Origin of the sequence: Rickettsia honei RB, from assembly GCF_000263055.1 — a bacterium.
In the GTDB taxonomy this organism is placed as follows: Bacteria; Pseudomonadota; Alphaproteobacteria; order Rickettsiales; family Rickettsiaceae; genus Rickettsia; species Rickettsia rickettsii.
Window position 1 is genome coordinate 1 of the sequence record NZ_AJTT01000008.1, and the last position, 17,535, is coordinate 17,535.

The window sequence follows — 17,535 nt, forward strand, 5'->3', positions numbered from 1 at the left end:
AGGAGTAATTGATTATAGTTTTAACTTAAAGGAACATGATAATCCGACAGGCGTAAAACAGATACGGGAAAATGCAGAGATTCGAGATAAACGTGTAAAAGTAGAAAAAGCATGGAATGAACTAGTAGCAAGCGGAGGAGGAAGAGTAAGAGAACAAGAAGGAGGAGAAATATCAGAACGACGTGCAAATGCTGAAAAGGCATGGGATGAGTTAGTAAAAAGCGGCGTAGTAACAGAAAAAAAAGATAATAGTTCTAATGAAAACTCTTAAAACCTTAAAGATATTTATTATAGTTTGTATAGCGTCTGTAAGCTTAGCTAGCTTTGCCGGCTTTGGAGAATCATGTTCTAGTTTACCGACTACTTCAGATGGGTATTTAGAAACGGACACGGCATATGGCTATATAATTCGTAATATTGATATGAAAGATCCGAGAGGTAATTGTAACTCAGTTGCGTCTAGTATAACGTTTTGTTTTAAAAATGTAGAAGGTAGTAGTAGCCCTTGCACCATGTATACTTTAAATGAAGGTGACTCTAAAAAGATTAGTGATTTAAGTACCGATAATAATCCTGATCTTGGAGCAAATCCTGTATTAAAGAATATCGTTTTAACGGTTAAAAAATGGGATAATGATCTATGTTTAGTTATGCCTACGTCAAGGGGACCGATGCCGGTAGCATGTAAATCTTTGAGTGCTACACCGACTCCACCTCCTCCTGAGGATGAGAATTGTAATATAGGAAAAAGTTGCTATACGGGAGCAAATTATAGTCAATCGTTAATTAATTTTTCCGGTCTTGCAGTTCAGTGTTTGAGCGCAACGCTTAATAAAATATTTTTTGCTGGAAAGAGTTGTAGTGCTCAAGATCAAAATTCTAGAATAACTAATCTTGCTGCTTTTTCTACGTTTCAAGGTTATTTAAAGAGAATTATAGGTGCGGCATTAATTCTTTATACTATGTTTTTTGCCTTTAATATGGCTCTAAATACAGAATATGCAAGTACTGAAAAAATAGCTCTTTTTGTAATAAAATTCTTATTTGTTGCTTATTTTTCTATCGGTCTTGGACCTTTAGATTTTAGCGGCGGTCAGCCGACAAAAGAAAACGGTATGTTAAAATATGGATTACCTCTTTTGACAGGAGCAGCACCGGACTTTGCACAGATGATCTTTAATGCAGCAGGTTCTAGAGGATTATGTCAATTTGATAATTCAAAGTATAAGGATGGTTATAAATTTTACGGTTTATGGGACGCGATTGATTGCCGTATAGGTTATTATCTTGGCTTGGATTTACTTTATAATATAGATAAGAATGGAGTGTTAGGGAATGTGGTCGGCAATGGTCCCCGTGGTAATAATACACCTATACCTAATTTTGATCCTGAAGGCAAAAATGACAGACCGAAGGATTTAAGTAAAGCAGGAGCACTTAGATTTTTTACTGTTATGTTTGGATTCTTTATGGCCGGAAACGTTATTATATTTGCAGCAGGTTTAGTATTTTCTGTAATATTTTTATCTATACTTTTATATTTTATTACGCATTATTTAGTTTGCATGATTACTATTTACGTTATGACATATATTTCTCCTATATTCATTCCTATGGCTCTATTTACTCGTACAAAAGCTTATTTTGACGGGTGGCTAAAAGTATGTATTTCATGTGCATTGCAGCCGGCAGTAGTAGCAGGTTTTATAGCTTTATTAATAACTATGTATGATTCCGCAATATTTAAAAATTGTGAATTCCTTAGATATGATTATGAAAAAGGGGATATTAGATTTAGTACTTTTGAGTTAAGGCTTCCTGTGAGCGGGGCAGATCAATGTCAGGAAAGTTTTGGATATAAAATGTTAGAATATTATGCAGGTAAAGGTTGGGAAGAGCATTTATTGATACTTTTTCCAATAAAATCAATTGTTAGAGATGTTGTATCTATTTTAGCAGAACTTTTATGCGTATTAGTATTTTCGGTGATTTTTTATTACTTCTCTAAATCTATAGGGCGATTTGCTTCTGATTTAACTAATGGTCCTAATATGGATGCAGTAACGGCAAGTCCCACTAAAATCGTTGGTTTAGTAAAGAAAGGAGCAGCTTTCCTTAAGGATGCTGCTATGGCTTCGCAAGGTAAGCCGCTGGTAGGAGATAAGCCGGGTGTTGGAGGTAAGCGTAAAGAGGGAGAACAGCAAGGCGGGGATTTAGCAAGCGGTTCGGGTGGAGGTAAATGATAGAATATGCAGGGTAACTTATTAAAAGTTTTAGGAGTACTTGCTATAGTAGCAATGTTAGTTTGCTTTATTTTTGCAGCACTTGGTATGATAGGAGCAGTAAGAGTCGGTGACGGCTGCTACATGAGATATGCGTCGGACGGTCAAGGAGGGGCGGATTCAATAACCGGTACTATAACCCTTAATGCTAATGCTAATTATGTAAACACTGCTAAGATGTTGTCCGACGGCACGACTCTGCTTATTCCTGATCCTACTCGTTACGGTGAATGGCTAAATACTCAGGTGCTAGTAGAAAACAGCCAACCGGTGAATTTACAAGTGGTCGGTCAGGTTAGTTTGTGTTTAGCTTATATACCGAAAGATAATTTACAACGTACAGGGGCTGGATCTAATTTAGACGATAACGGTCAAATGATCCCGATTCCTCGTATTAACGATACAAATAATCCACCTGTCTCTCTAATAATGGATGCAAAAAATAATGAATGGCGTAATATTGCCGAATTATACGCCAATGATAGAGTTTTAGTTTCCGTATCTCCTAATTTTGCCAATACGGATGCGACAGTTAAAGATGCTTTTAAAGGTGTTGAAGTTACGAAAGATTGTTCAGAGAATAAAACTACTTATAATCCAATTTGTGGAAAATATTCTGTTTATTCAGGTGAGTATGTCAATGCTTGCGAGTTAAAAGAGAGGTATTGGAATTGTCACGTCACATGGAGGTGCCCTACCTGGCATGAGCAAATAGGTTGCGACTGGGGAGAATTGGGCTGTAATCAGTATTGTGATAAGATATCAGAATGTACAGACAAATGTATGGCTTGGGTTAATATAACGAGACCAGCACCAGAAAACTACCTAGATGATGAGAGTTTTACATTTTCGTGGTCTGACAACACAGGTAAATTATTTATCGACTATTCAGCCCTTCAATGTTCTTATAATGCTAATATTCCTCCAACTGATCAATGTCCTGATATTGTTCAAGATCGTAGTACAAAAGATAAAGATTATATTGGAGGTGTACATTGTACTTCGGGCATATGTAGCGATGGAGATTTTCAAAAGAATCGGAGATTTTGGTATACGGCGGACGGTAAAGGAGGCAAAGGACCAACTGGATTAATATATCAAATGAATGATGCGGGTTCTGTAAGTCAAGCTCTGCCTTCTAAGCTAAAATTTGCTAAATTTGTTGCAGATACAGATCAACCGTCTGACTATAAAGATAAAGACGGTAAATATTTATATAAAGTTATATATAATATACCTTTTAACAGTAATATTGCAAAAAGTTATTTACAATATAGGCTGTGGTCTCCTACCTCACAAGATAGTAGTAAGAATACGGGAGGATACGTTTTAAATATTAAACAGACTAAATGCTATAGAGAAAACGGTAATAGTTTTAACGATACTTTTGATGATCGAGGGCGAGTGCAATACATCATAGTAAAGCCTTCGGAAAACCCGAATACTAGCGGTAAAACCTATTCACCTCAAGGAATTAGCGTTGATAGTGAAGGTAAATATAGCTTTAACGCAAATGAGGCGGGTTATATATGGATGAAAATTCTAAATGATCCTGGTAATAATTTAAGGGACTATAAAGATAGTGAAGGTAGCTATAAAGTACATTTCTCAACATCCTTAAAAGTAGGAAGTTTTACTATTAAAGTAATGAATCCGTTACTTCAGTTATTTAAAACTAAAGTGCAAGGGGCTGCTACTTCTATTTTTAAAAATATGGTATGTTATAAAGCTAATGATAGTTCGTCCTGTACTAACTTTTTTACCTATATTAAAGCAATTTTAATTCTGTATGTGATGACTTACGGAGCAATGTTTTTGCTTGGTTTTGCTAAGATAAACCAAAAAGAGCTAGTAATTAGAATAGCAAAAATCGGGGTAGTTAGCGGACTTATGAACGGTAATACCTTTGAATTTTTCAATAACTATCTTTTTGATGCAATTACCAATTTTTCAGACTCAATTATTGCTAATATGAGTGGATATAGTTTGTTTACTTCTACTAATACTATTTCTAATCCTTTCATGTTTTTAGATGCAGTAATGAGTAAAATATTTTTTAGTCAAACCTTTATCGCTCAATTACTTGCACTTCTTTCTCTTGGGCTTAGCGGTATTATATATTTTATAATTACTTTTATTGCGGTTGGTATAGTAATTATTACGGCGCTTAGAGCTGTTGCCGTTTATATTATGGCATTTATGGCAACTTGTATATTAATCGGTATAGCCCCTTTATTTATTAGTTTCTTATTATTTGATTTTACTAGGTATTTATTTGATAATTGGGTGAGGTTTACGATCCGCTATATGATAGAACCGGTAGTTATGATGGCAGGTATTATAGTGCTAACACAACTATTTACCATTTATCTAGATTTTGTTTTAGGTTATAGCGTGTGTTGGAAATGTGCTTTACCGATAAAAATTCCGTTTATCGGTACTATTTTACCTATTGCCTTGCTGAATGTACCTATCTTCTGTATTAATTGGTTTGCCCCTTGGGGAATGGATTATATGTCGGGTATGATGGGAGTAAATATGCAAAATATCGTAGCTCTAGTTATTATTGCTTACGGTATGTACGGTTATGTCGAATTTTCAGGACGTATAGTAGTAAAATTAACTAGTGCTATTGGGCCTTCGGCTACTGAAATTGGTGGTAAAATGTCTCATGATGCAGGACAAAAAGCATTAAGTTCAATAGGAATGGATGATAAAACAAGACAAGGTATTACCGGCAGAGCGGAAGCACGATTAAAACAACGCAATAAGACATTAGATCAGGCTGAGAAAAATAGGAAAAATACGCCAAAAGAAGGGGGCGAGAAGACAAATGAAGAACCACCTAAACCTGAAACACCGAAGTAGAGGGTGAATCGAAAATCGTCATTGCGAGAAAATTATGAAATAATTGACAAAGCAATCTCAGGAGTTATTTCATGAGATTGCCGCACAGCCATACAGCTGCTCGCAATGACGGGTTTACTATTTAATACTATGGACAAGCCACGGTATGACGTGTTGGATAACAATTTAAAATTATGAAAATTCTTAAGAGTTTAGTTTTATTAGTTTTGTTTATGGCGGTGCCAGCTAAAGCCGATGATGCTTTTTCATGGATGTCAACCAGTTTTGGCGGGTTAAAAAGCTTATTCGGTTGTTTAGAAGTGCCTGAATTTACAAGTTTTCAAGAGGGTAATATAGGAATTAGTTTATCTACAGCCGGAATTTGGCAATCAACAGGTAATACTGTTCAGAAAGGTAAATTGTTAAAAATAAATTGGTCTACTTCAGGTATTACTCCTGAACCTAGAAAATATCTAGTATTATATAGAATTGATCCAAGGTTTAGTATGCCGCAAGTTTTCATTAAAACTTATAATTATTCTAAATTACAATTTGAAGCTTTAGGATTTCCTCGTTTTGTTACGGACAATAACAGTGAAACACCGGGGACTATACCGCCTGATAAAGACATTGATGCACTTTCATTTACTAAAATGTCTGATTTTGTTAAATATTTTAACTATTCTAACGGTAATTCGAGAATTGAAGTTAAGGCCGGCGATGTAGTAAATATTAGTTTAGTTGGTAAAGATAATTTTTTTAGCCCTAATACTCTAAAACTTCCTAATACCGTAGATAATATTTTAACACAGGAACTTGATAGCTCGATATTCGCTGCTTCTGCACTTTATACTCAAAGTAACCTTGGAGATTTTGATAATAGAATAATTTACTCTTCTGCAGAGCAGGTGTGTAATATGATAGATGAGGAAAGAAAAAGTGTATGTAGCGGCACGGGTACTGCTACAAAGTATAAAAATACCGATAATGGAGTAATAGTCGGTAAGCCTATGATAACGGGAACGGTACAGTATTTCATGGGCTTAATTAAGGCTTGTCCTGCTAATGCCGGTATAAATACTAGCCCTGCTTGCTATTACGATCAAGGTAGAGGGATGATAATTAAAGTAGGCGGGCAGGTTATTAAGGGACGAGATCAGAGTTTTGTAAATTCAGGCAGTACTCAAAGTAGCTTTATATATTATCAAGCCACTAGCGGTGGTACTATGGATTTTACTAGCGATTGGCAAGTTAGTAACATGTTTAGTAATTCAGTTTTAATGAGTGATTGGAGCCGAAATTTTTCAAATTATGCTAGTTTTGTAGATTATATAAATAAGAATGATTGGTCAGCTAATTTTTTATATTTTGGTTGTTATTCGATGATTGTTGAAATAGGTAATGGGGCAAATTCAATTAATCCTGATAATCAACAAAATATAAAGTTAGAATATTTAATAACGTCTGATGGTACATTACCTGATCCATCTGTTCGTGGTACGCCGGTAGATTATAACTTTGCGACTGATGCCCCGCAAGATGGATATTTATGGTTAAGGGTGGTAAATCCTAATAGTAATATACAAGGGGTAGTTAGTGTAAATTATGCTAATTATACCGGTACAACTTGGTTTTCTGATATAATATATAACGGTGCTATTAAACCTATTACCGATCAGTTTAGAACTTTTAGTCAAAACTTTTATATTAAGTTAGTTAAAAATTCTGCAGTGCAGAATTTAGCTAAAGCTGCATTAACCCTTTATGTTACTATATTTGGGCTAATGTTCGTTACAGGAGCATTAAAATTAACTGCCGTAGAAGTAATAACACGTATATGCAAAATAGCTATAGTAGCTTTTTTAATTAGAGAAGAAAGTTGGAGCTTCTTTAATACATACTTCTTTAGTGCATTTACTGACGGTATTGATTTCTTTGTAACTAACGTAGTAGGTGCTACAAGCTCTAGATCTAATATTTTTGGTTTTATTGATCCTATATTTGATAAATATACTAACGGTAGGATTTGGGGATTACTATTTATTGAATTATTACAAATACATAATGGTTTAGCATTTATCGCTATTATAACCATTTATTCACTTATTACTTATTTTAGAGCTATTTTAGAAGTTATAATAGGTTATGTTATTGCATTCATAGGGGTAACTGTTATGATTTCATTGGCACCGTTTTTTATAATATTAATGTTATTTGAAAAAACTAAAAGTTTATTTGATAATTGGATATCGATATTGCTTAGCTATGTAGTGCAGCCGACAATATTATTGATTTTCTTTTTATTGATAGATCAGGTTTTATCTGAGCAGCTTTTAAAAGTGGTAGTTAGAGCCTGTTGGGATACGCTTATACCAATAAAAATAGGGCTTGATTTAACAAATCTTGGTATTCCGATTCATTTCTCTTTTACATTACCGTTCTTACCCGGAATACCTTTCTATGTACCGGATGTTCCAGAAATTAGTAGCTCGAATATTCTAACGAACAATGCTAATACTTTCTTAGTATTATTTACTACGGCTTTATTATTTTATTCATATTGCTTGATGTCATATAGTTTAGTAACTTTTGTAAATATAGTAGTTGGAATGCTTACAAATGTTACACCGGCACGAATATCAGGAAATTATCAAGAACGTTCTGATCCTGTGGGAGCCGTTATGCAGGATATAGATTCAGTAACAAAACCGATTAAAAAGGCTGCAATGGCTCCGGCTAGAGTTTTCAAAGACAAGATAATTGATCAAAATTATAAAGCTAGAAAACCGGAAGTAGGTGGTGAATTTACAAATAAATTTCTTGCTGAGCGTAATGATGTGAAGAAAGAGGAAGGAGAGAAGAAAGAATAATTGTAAATATTTTTACCGTCATTGCGAGGAAATTGCATAGCAATTGACAAAGCAATCTCAGGAATTTAGTACTGCTTCATGAGATTGCCACGCTCCCTATGGTCGCTCGCAATGACATTGAAATTAAGACATATGGAAATAACACATAATAAATGAACAAAAATATTTTTATTACATTATTAATATCGCTATTGCTGCTTTCCGGTTGTACCGGCGATACTTGTATTGACCCTGATGATTTTGGTTTTATCAAATTCGATGTCTCTGCTAGATATGATCCGGAAGAAATTACTTCAAGACAGGAAGGTAATCAGGTAGCACCATGGCGTGATAGTGCTTATAAAGTAAACGGCTATCCTTTAACCATTATGGTAAGACCGTGGAGTTATATACTTGGCGATAAAAATACTTCAGGTCAGTTATCTGCATGGTGTCCATGGTATGGTCAAAAAAATAACACAACTACTTTGGCTGCTTTTTGCGTTAAGCTACAACCGTGTACTTTTTGGGATAATACTAGACTTGATATGTGTACTCCTAATCCCGCAAATCAAAATGATGCAATGATTAGTAATGCTCCATGTATAATGACAAACGGTGTCGGGCTTTATTTTCTTATTGCCGCTAAAAATACCGATCCCAATATTTCACCGGACTCACAGCGTAAACCGCAAGGTATAACTCAGCATTTAGGAGAAAAGCTTACTTCGGGCTATGAATTTTATAGTACTAGTAGTACAGGACAATTATTGGAAGCCGGCGGTATAAATTATCAATATAAAGGTGAAGATAAGTCAAAATATGCTCAATCTCGTCTTTATTTTAAGATTATAGATAAATTTTATAATGATAATAGCGGGCAATATAGATTAGTAATAAAGTCTGGAGTTACTGATACTAGACCCGATCCGCTACAATTTTTAACGGATTTAATAAAAGGAGTATTATTTGGTAAGGATGGGATTATAAAGAAAACTTATCAACAAATAATTGATACGTCGGGTTATAGGATGAGTGTCTCGGCTATTTTAACTCTATATATAATGTTTACAGGCTTTTCCTTTTTAATAGGTAATATAAACCTTACTCATGTCGAACTTATAGTTAGAATATTAAAAGTTAGTATAGTCTCAATATTATTAAGTACGGATAAAGCTTGGACATTTTTTCATGATTATTTATTCGTATTTTTTATTGATGGGGTTCAGCAAATACTGCAAATAATTAATGAAGCTTCGGCTATCGGTCCCGGTTCTCAAAGCTTGCTTGGGTTACTTATTTCTCCTCAAACTTTATCTAAATTATTTTCTTTACTATTTGTTGATTGGCTTGGTTTTATATATATCATTCTATATTTAATAGCCTTATATTTTATTTTCTTTCTTATATTTAAAGCCACTATTATCTATCTAACCGCTCTTATAACTATCGGTATGATTATAATTATGGGACCGATATTTATTTGTTTCATGTTGTTTAATATAACTCGTTCGTTATTTGAGAATTGGTTAAGACAATTAATATCATATGCATTACAGCCTATAATTTTATTTACCGGTATCGCTTTTATTTCAATGATCATCAGAACCGAAATATATTCAACGCTTGGTTTTGCAGTATGTAAACATGATTTTCCTAATTTAGGTCCGATAAATGAAATATTCGGTAGCTTCCTTGAGGATATAGATCCAAGCCTGGGTCATTCAATATTTTATTGGTGGTTCCCAGTACCGATGAAAGGCGGTATAAATAATTTCCACAAAGCAAATATATTAGTTCCTAAAGATCATATAATAGTAGATGATTCTTGTAAGAATGACCCTGATAAATGTAAGCATTGTGCTGCGTATGAGTGTATAGATGAACGCTATATTGAATTACCGTTTTTAGATTTAGTTAAAGATGCAAAAAGAATTAGTAATTTTATAAATGGGAACTTTGTCCAACTTGACGGGATATTACTAATTTTTGTGTCTATTTATTTGCTAAGTAAATTTAACGATACTGCTATATCGACGGCACAATTTATTGCCGGTACTTCAGGTAATTTAACAGAAATACAAAAAGTTAATCAGCAATCTTATGAATCTGCAGCGAAACAAATGAATAGACCGCTAAATTATGTGGCTAAGACGGTAAGTGCACCTGTAACTAGCCGTGTAAGTGCAGGGAAAGAGCAAGTTCGTATGTTTTTTGCCGAGAAATTTGAAAATATGATGATGGGAAGGCTTGAAAAGCAAGCTCTCGGTTCTTCAGCAAATAAAACCGTACAAAATGAAGTTAAGAGAAAATACGGTATAGATTCTAAAGATGTAAAAATGAATGCTATTACGGATTATGAAAACGGTATTGCAGGATTATTAAAGAATTTACCTAAGGGGAATGAATTAAAAGCAAAAGAACTATCGCACATGAAGTTTACTCAGCTTCGAGATAAAATTGCTGCAAATAAATATGGAGTGAAAGATTACGCTGCTTTAAGTAAAGAACAAAAAGCTGAGCTTGATAAGTCATTAAAAGATGCTAACTTACGTGAACTCGCTAGCGATGCAAACTTTACTAGAGATTATCAAGATGCTTATAAAAATGCTCACCAAGAAATGTCCGGGCGAGGTGTTGGTCTGTTCGGTAAGAATATAGGAGTGCTTAGAAGTTGGCAAGAGATAGCGCATCGTGTTGATACAAAACGTAAATTAAAAGAAGAAAAGCGTGTAGGTATAGGCGAAAAAATATATGCAGGTTATACAGGAATAAAAAGAGGAGCTTTAACTGCAATAGTCGGTAAAGATTTACGTGATGCTTATGAGGGTAATCTAACCAGTGCCGAATGGCATGATTTTGAATATAACGATCCAAGGCTTAGAACTTATAGCGAAAAATTAAAAGATGATGAAAAAGCACGAGAACATGAAGAGCTCCAAATGCATATTAATAAGGAGGCACTAGCTGCTCAAGCAGATATATTATCACCGGAATATCTAGCAAGACTAGAAAAAGCAGGTAGACATAGTGATGTGGAATATTATCAAGAATTAGCTCAAAGAAAGCTTATTCATGAGGTGCATGGTAGGTTATTTGAGGAAGGTGAACCGGTAATGATGGGCGACAGATTTATGCGTGAGAAAGCTACTGATTCTCAGATGCGCGATATGATAGATAACGCTCATAGAAAACATGCAGAATTTATAGATGGAGATCGATATATTCGTCGCCAAGAGCATTATGATATTATGCACGAGAAAGCCCAGGAAAAATTAGAGCAAACTTATAAAGAGCTTAAAGATCATTTCAAAAGAGATGATATCAAGATCGAAGAAATGCCGGCATTAATAGCACAAAAAGTTAAAGATACCGCCGAGGGAGCTGAAATAGACCAAAAGATTACGGAAGAGCTTAATAACTTTAATGCTGATGTTAAAAATTATGAATATAGTACTGAAGTATTAAATAAAATAGAGGATAGAAAGCAAGCCATTACCGATGAAGTCAATGCTCAGATCGATAAGATTAATAAATATAGAGAAAATGCCAAAATGCAAACCTATGTAAAGCCTATAGTAAACGAGGGTAGAAAGCTAAGAAAATTAGAAGATCATTTAAGAAATATGAAGTAGAATAACTAATAATTGTTTTTTAAACAATTATAGTATATAGAATATGTAAAAACAAACATATTGATGAACGATCAAACTAAAAATGGTTCTGAAGAACTCAAATATTTATCATCAGATAAAAGCTTAAAACCGCAAAAAGTTGGGAAGAACTATTTACAGAACTAAGCTCAAATCCTACTAATGATTTTTTTTCTGAAGGAAGAGAAGATTCTCCACCGCAAGAATGAAATTGGAAATTATTTAAATGATTGATATATAGCTCTTATGTAATTCCTGCGAAAGCAGGAATCCAGAAAAATAACTTCAATATTGATACAGAAGTTACATATTTGATAAAATAAGCATATAAAAAACAAGTTTTTTATGCTTTACTGGATTCGCGTTTCCGCGGGAATGACATTAAGGGTATTTTCCGAACTACGCAACAATTCCTACACGGAATTCGCATATACACTGTTGTGTTAATAGCATTTAAGAAATGCCCGCTAAAAACAATAATTAGTTTTCCCTTTATTAATTAACTTATATACTATCTAATTAAGTTAGTGATTAATTTATTAAGGGCTTTATGAAGAAGCAACATATAATAAACGAGACTTTTTTAGATGCCATTCTAGCTAAGAAATTAGGTACTACTTATACTCCTCCAAAAGAAATCAACGATCCTGACTGTGATGTGAAGCAGCAAAGCATTTCATCGATCTATTACTTAGAGCCGACGGCTTTAAGCCTGTTAAAACTGCAGTAGTTCATCCGATCGATAAAGAATCATTACTCGGTGCAGTTAGAGCGGTACAATTTAATGTAATAAAACCGGTCTTGATTGGTCCACAACATAAAATTGAATCAGTAGCAAAAGTTAATAATGTCGATCTTGAGGATTATCAAGTAATTAATGTTGAGCATAGCCACGAAGCAGCAAAAAAAGTCGTAGAGCTTGCGAAGAAAAGGGAAGTTGCGGCTATTATTATGCCAAAGGGGGCGCTTCATACTGATAAGCTTATGTCTGCGGTAGTTTATAAGGAAAATGGACTACGTACTGAACGTCGTATAAGCCATGCTTTCTTAATGGCAGTTGCTACCTTTCCAAAACCGTTCATTATTATCGATGCTGCTTTAATATTCGTCCTACTCTAGAAGATAAGCGTGATATAGTGCAGAATGCTATTGATTTAATGCATATGATCAGAGAAGACAAGCAGGTTAGAGTTGCGGTATTATCGGTAGTTGAGACGGTAACTTCTGCAATCCCTACAACCCTTGATGCTGCTGCTTTATCGCAAATGGTAGATAGAGGGCAAATTACGAATGCTATAGTTGACGGACCGCTTGCGTTTGATAGTGCTATTTCTTTATTTGCTGTAGAAGCAAAAGGCATTAGCTCTTCAGTTTCAGGAAATGCTGATATATTAGTAGTACCTGATCTTGAATCAGGCAATATGCTTGCAAAGCAGCTAAAATATTTGGGTCAAGCGGTTATGGTGGGTATCGTTCTTGGAGCCCGTGTGCCTATTATTTTAACAAGTAGAGCCGATCCTATGGATATGCGTATTATTTCCTGTGTACTTGCTTCATTTATTTATAATCACACTAAGGCGAAGCTACATATCCAAGCAGGTAAATAATGAAAAATGTTATTTTAATAGCTAATGCCGGTTTATCTAGTTTGAAAATTTCTATTTTTGAAATTCAGAATGAAAAAGTTAAGGATAAAATTTATAATATTTTTTTAGACAAAATGATAATAAAATATTATTTCATATAAATAAAACACAGGCATCTGCTACCGACATTAAAGATGATGCTATTGAAATGATTATTGATCTTTTTGAAGATTGGTGGAAAAAACAAGAAAATCTCAAGTTAATTGCAACCGGTCTCCGTATTGTCCATGGCGGGAAAATTTTTAATAAATCGGTTATTGTTAATGAAAAAGTTAGTGAAGATTTAAGAGCATTAATACCTCTAAGCCCCTTGCATCAACCTTATAATTTGCAGGTACTGGCTTTTATTTCTTCAAAAATATAAAGAAATCTCACATATAGCTGTTTTGATACGTCGTTTCATTTTACCAATCCTCCTATTACAAAAGCTTTCGGTTTACCGAAAAAATATTATGATAAAGGGATAATTCGTTACGGTTTTCATGGGTTATCATATAAATATGTTAGCAGCCATTTTAACGAAATGACAAAGGAAGATTTACCTACAAAGACTATTATAGCTCATTTAGGACGCAGTAGTAGTAGTCTATGTGCTATTAAAAACGGTCTTAGTTTAACAAGTTCCATGGGCTTTAGCGTACTTGACGGTGTTATGATGGGTACAAGGACAGGTAACCTTGATCCTGGAGTAGTGTTATATCTTATCGATCATGAGCAAATGACTACGAAAGAAGTAACAGAGTTACTATATAAAAGAAATCAGGATTACTCGGTATGTCCAGTGAAAGCTCCGATATGCGTACTTTGCTTGCCAGTAACTCACCTGATGCTAAATTTGCTATAGATTTATTTGTGTATCGCATTGTACTTGAAATAGGTAAGCTAACTGCTGCACTTGAGGGAGTTGATTTTCTAATTTTTACTGCCGGTGTTGGACAGAATTCCGCTGTAATACGAGAAATGATTACTGAAAAACTTTTATGGCTAGGCATTAAAATAGATGATACAAAAAACCAAAAAAATGAGCATCTAATAAGCGCTGGAAGCAGTAAGGTTAAAGTTTTCGCTGTGTCGACGACAAACGAAGAGCTAATCATCGCTGAGGAAGTGATGAAGTTTTTATAACACAAATTGGTTAATTTTTAATTACTTATACCTCTATTTTTTTTATTAACTTTTTTTGAAATATATGCAACTATAGATATATTTTTAACTTAAATTTTGGGGGAAGTTATGCCAGAAGATTTTTTGATAAAAAGAAAGCAGAAAAACAAATAAAGGATATTAAAAATAATAAGATAAATCCATATAATGATGCAATGAAGAAAGATTCTAGAAGTGGGTTGATGCAGAGGCAAGTTATAGCTAAAAACGTAGCAGCACAGGTTATAAGACAGCATTAAAAATAGAGTAGCAAGCAAAAGAAGCAGGTATTAGTTTAGATAAAGATGCTATGAGACGCTTAGAGAAAATAACAAGTCCATTAATATAGAAGCTGCTAAGAAAGCAGAATTTCAAAAATTTTAAAGTGATCAAGCTCATAAAACGCATCAACAAAAAGCTGAAGCATTTAGGAGTGGTACAACAGCTGCTGCTAAAAAACAAAGAAAAGAAGATTATAGGACAGGTGGGTGGGATAAATAATTAAATTATAATTTTATTGCGTTAATTGGTACTGTCTACTATTTTAAACGTATGTCTATACTTCATGCCACAATCTTAACCGTTTTTCCTGAAATGTTTCCTGGAACTCTAGGACATTCTTTAGCAGGACAAGCACTAAATAAAAATATTTGGTCATATGACGTTATTAATATTCGAGATTTCGGTTTAACTAAGCATAAAAATATTGATGATGAGGCTTATGGCGGTGGTAACGGGCTTATAATGCGTCCTGATGTTCTAGGCAGTAGCATAGATCATGCTCTTGCTTTAAATCCTAATGCTGAAATGTACTACCCTTCACCTCGCGGTAGAGTCTTTACCCAAAGCTTTGCTAAAGAGATGTTAAAAAATAAAAACCTCATATTCTTATGTGGACGTTACGAAGGGATTGACGAACGTGTAATTGAAGAGTATAATGTTAAAGAAATTAGTGTAGGCGACTACATTTTATCCGGTGGAGAAATACCTACCCTCACCATTCTCGATTGCTTAATTAGACTACTGCCAGGTGTTTTAATGAACCAAAATACCTTATCTTCTGAGTCTTTTGAAGAAGACGGGGAATTTAAGGGCGGGCTTGAATGCAACCTATATACAAGACCTGAAATTTGGCGTGATCGAGCTGTACCGAGTGTTTTGTTATCCGGTAACCACAGGCTAATTAATGAATGGAAAAAAGAGCAATCACATATGATTACTAAATTACGCCGTCCGGAGTTACTTAAAGATTTATAGAGTTAAGGAGTTAAAAAATGAATATTATTGACCGCTTTGAACAGGAAAATATTTCAAAGCGTACTGCAAATAAAAAAATTCCCGATTTTGAAGCCGGCGATACAGTTAAGGTAACTGTTAAAATTATTGATAGATCGATTGAGAAAGACGGTAAGGAAAAATTAACGGAAAGATTTCAAGCTTATGAAGGTGTAGTTATTGCAAAAAGAAATCGCGGTATTACTTCATCTTTCTTAGTACGTAAAATTAGCCACGGTGAAGGAGTTGAAAGACGCTTTATGACTTACTCGCCGATAGTACACTCTATTGATGTAGTAAAATACGGAGTAGTTCGTCGTGCTAAACTTTATTATTTAAGAAATAGAAGCGGTAAGTCGGCTAGAATTAAAGAGAGACATATCCCTATTGCTAAAACTAAGGCAGCAAAAGCTTAAATATATTTGTATTTCTTATGTCATTACTGTGAAAGAGTGCATTGCTACGTGAATACTAAATACGTCATTGCAAGCAGCCGTAAGCTGCATGGCAATCTCATGAAATAATAACAAACTCCTTAGATTGCTTCGTCAATTACTTCGTAATTTCCTAGCAATGACGTATGACTCAAATCCCTAAAGTATCTCTATAAAGCTCAAGCATAGCGTCCTGCTCGGCAAGTTTATCTTTATCCAATTTCTTTAGTTTCAATATAGATTTCATAGCTTTAACATCAAATCCATGTGAAGAAGCATCTTGGAAGATATCTTTTACTTCTTGAGATAAATCAGCTTTTTCTTGTTCTAATCTTTCTATTTTGCTTATATATTGCTCTAATTGTTCTTTTACTACTACTTCTGACATAAAAAATCATTTAACCTTTTTGAATTTACTATATAATACAAATATAATCCTTATTCAACAAAATATATAATAATGCAAATTTATCCTTTAAGACTTTTACCTAATAAAATCGATTTTGATTTTATGAATTTTACAAAAGTTAGTTACACTTTCTCAATTATTTTATCACTCATTAGCTTTATTTGGATCGGTATATATAAATTTAATTTCGGTATTGATTTTGCCGGCGGTATAGTTATTGAAGTAAGGCTTGATCAAACTCCTGATTTGCCAAAAATGCGTGGGGTTCTAGGCAAGCTTGGAATAGGTGAGGTGGTCTTACAGAATTTCGGTAGTGAGTGTGATTTATCGATTAGATTCGGTAGTAGTAGTGAAGAAAATCTCATGAAAAATATTGAGTTAATTAAAGGATCTTTGCAAAGTAATTTTCCGTATAAGTTTGAATATCGTAAGGTAGATTTTGTCGGTCCGCAAGTCGGTAGGCAGCTAATAGAAGCGGGGGCTATGGCGATGCTATTCTCTTTCTTAGCGATTATGGTTTATATTTGGGTGCGTTTTGAGTGGTATTTTGGTCTTGGTATACTTATCGCCTTAGTGCATGACGTAATACTCGCTCTTGGGTTTATGAGTATGACAAAGCTTGATTTTAACTTAAGTACTATTGCTGCAGTGTTAACTATTATAGGTTATTCCGTTAATGATTCGGTAGTAATATATGATAGGATTAGAGAAAATTTACGTAAATATCATAAAAAAAATATCACGGAAATTATAAATTTAAGTATTAATGAGACTTTATCAAGAACTATTTTAACTGTCATGACCACGCTACTTGCCAATTTAGCCCTTATTCTTTTTGGCGGTGAGGCAATCCGTAGTTTTAGCGTACTTGTATTTTTTGGGATAATAGCCGGTACTTATTCCTCAATTTTTATCTCTGCTCCGATACTTACAATGTTTGTTAATAGGAAGTTTAATAAAAAAGTAATAGAAAGGTAAAGAATCGTCATTGCGAGCA

Annotated in this window: 11 protein-coding genes and 2 pseudogenes; 12 read left to right on the forward strand and 1 reads right to left on the reverse strand. The window is 34.1% G+C overall.

Annotation, left to right across the window (positions count from 1 at the left end; genetic code table 11):
* The 11 genes and pseudogenes from WSW_RS01000000108820 to rplS form a co-directional block, all read left to right on the forward strand.
* A partial coding sequence (locus tag WSW_RS01000000108820; RefSeq protein WP_032850316.1) for a hypothetical protein occupies window positions 1–271 on the forward strand: 271 nt, incomplete at its 5' end.
* A complete protein-coding gene (locus tag WSW_RS0107215; RefSeq protein ID WP_016917608.1) occupies window positions 258–2,243 on the forward strand; it encodes a TrbL/VirB6 family protein in 1,986 nt (661 codons plus the stop codon). The genes WSW_RS01000000108820 and WSW_RS0107215, both read left to right, overlap by 14 nt.
* A gap of 6 nt (window positions 2,244–2,249) precedes the next feature.
* Complete coding sequence (locus WSW_RS0107220) at window positions 2,250–5,150, forward strand: TrbL/VirB6 family protein (RefSeq protein ID WP_016917609.1); 2,901 nt, start codon at window positions 2,250–2,252, stop codon at window positions 5,148–5,150.
* Window positions 5,151–5,323: 173 nt separating this feature from the next.
* Complete coding sequence (locus WSW_RS0107225; protein ID WP_016917610.1) at window positions 5,324–7,999, forward strand: TrbL/VirB6 family protein; 2,676 nt, start codon at window positions 5,324–5,326, stop codon at window positions 7,997–7,999.
* A gap of 152 nt (window positions 8,000–8,151) precedes the next feature.
* Window positions 8,152–11,613, forward strand: a complete 3,462-nt coding sequence (locus WSW_RS0107230) for a type IV secretion system protein (RefSeq protein ID WP_016917611.1) — start codon at window positions 8,152–8,154, stop codon at window positions 11,611–11,613.
* A 568-nt stretch (window positions 11,614–12,181) separates the two neighbouring features.
* Window positions 12,182–13,238 (forward strand): annotated as a pseudogene (locus WSW_RS1000000109775) (phosphate acetyltransferase).
* On the forward strand, window positions 13,238–13,378 hold the full coding sequence (locus WSW_RS1000000113405; protein WP_238528581.1) for a hypothetical protein: 141 nt from the start codon (window positions 13,238–13,240) through the stop codon (window positions 13,376–13,378). The pseudogene WSW_RS1000000109775 and the gene WSW_RS1000000113405 overlap by 1 nt, the downstream one beginning before the upstream one ends.
* Window positions 13,379–13,425: 47 nt before the next feature.
* Window positions 13,426–14,121 (forward strand): annotated as a pseudogene (locus WSW_RS1000000109780) (hypothetical protein).
* A complete protein-coding gene (locus WSW_RS1000000113710) occupies window positions 14,052–14,402 on the forward strand; it encodes a hypothetical protein (protein ID WP_274378121.1) in 351 nt (116 codons plus the stop codon). Before WSW_RS1000000109780 ends, WSW_RS1000000113710 begins: the two are co-directional and overlap by 70 nt.
* Window positions 14,403–14,972: 570 nt before the next feature.
* Window positions 14,973–15,677 carry a tRNA (guanosine(37)-N1)-methyltransferase TrmD gene (trmD, locus tag WSW_RS0107260; protein ID WP_016917612.1) on the forward strand — a complete coding sequence of 235 codons (705 nt, stop codon included), beginning with the start codon at window positions 14,973–14,975 and terminating at the stop codon, window positions 15,675–15,677.
* Window positions 15,678–15,694: 17 nt separating this feature from the next.
* Window positions 15,695–16,111: a 50S ribosomal protein L19 gene (rplS, locus tag WSW_RS0107265; protein ID WP_014273176.1), complete on the forward strand. Its 417-nt coding sequence runs from the start codon at window positions 15,695–15,697 to the stop codon at window positions 16,109–16,111.
* 169 nt (window positions 16,112–16,280) lie between these two features.
* Here the strand turns inward: rplS and WSW_RS0107270 are convergent, their stop codons facing one another.
* Window positions 16,281–16,517 (reverse strand): DUF2312 domain-containing protein, encoded by a 237-nt coding sequence (locus tag WSW_RS0107270; RefSeq protein ID WP_004996682.1) that lies wholly within the window; start codon window positions 16,515–16,517, stop codon window positions 16,281–16,283.
* A 72-nt stretch (window positions 16,518–16,589) separates the two neighbouring features.
* Here WSW_RS0107270 and secF point away from each other — a divergent pair, with 72 nt between their 5' ends.
* Window positions 16,590–17,516 carry a protein translocase subunit SecF gene (secF, locus tag WSW_RS0107275; protein ID WP_016917613.1) on the forward strand — a complete coding sequence of 309 codons (927 nt, stop codon included), beginning with the start codon at window positions 16,590–16,592 and terminating at the stop codon, window positions 17,514–17,516.
* Window positions 17,517–17,535 lie beyond the last annotated feature (19 nt).

Excerpts from the sequence above, each read along its gene's own strand:
- rplS (WP_014273176.1), top strand. The coding sequence starts at position 15,695 with ATGAATATTATTGACCGCTTTGAACAGGAAAATATTTCAAAGCGTACT.
- WSW_RS0107230 (WP_016917611.1), top strand. The coding sequence starts at position 8,152 with ATGAACAAAAATATTTTTATTACATTATTAATATCGCTATTGCTGCTT.
- WSW_RS1000000113405 (WP_238528581.1), top strand. The coding sequence starts at position 13,238 with ATGAAAAATGTTATTTTAATAGCTAATGCCGGTTTATCTAGTTTGAAA.
- secF (WP_016917613.1), top strand. The coding sequence starts at position 16,590 with ATGCAAATTTATCCTTTAAGACTTTTACCTAATAAAATCGATTTTGAT.
- WSW_RS0107215 (WP_016917608.1), top strand. The coding sequence starts at position 258 with ATGAAAACTCTTAAAACCTTAAAGATATTTATTATAGTTTGTATAGCG.
- WSW_RS0107270 (WP_004996682.1), bottom strand. The coding sequence starts at position 16,517 with ATGTCAGAAGTAGTAGTAAAAGAACAATTAGAGCAATATATAAGCAAA.
- WSW_RS0107225 (WP_016917610.1), top strand. The coding sequence starts at position 5,324 with ATGAAAATTCTTAAGAGTTTAGTTTTATTAGTTTTGTTTATGGCGGTG.
- WSW_RS0107220 (WP_016917609.1), top strand. The coding sequence starts at position 2,250 with ATGCAGGGTAACTTATTAAAAGTTTTAGGAGTACTTGCTATAGTAGCA.
- WSW_RS1000000113710 (WP_274378121.1), top strand. The coding sequence starts at position 14,052 with ATGTCCAGTGAAAGCTCCGATATGCGTACTTTGCTTGCCAGTAACTCA.
- trmD (WP_016917612.1), top strand. The coding sequence starts at position 14,973 with ATGTCTATACTTCATGCCACAATCTTAACCGTTTTTCCTGAAATGTTT.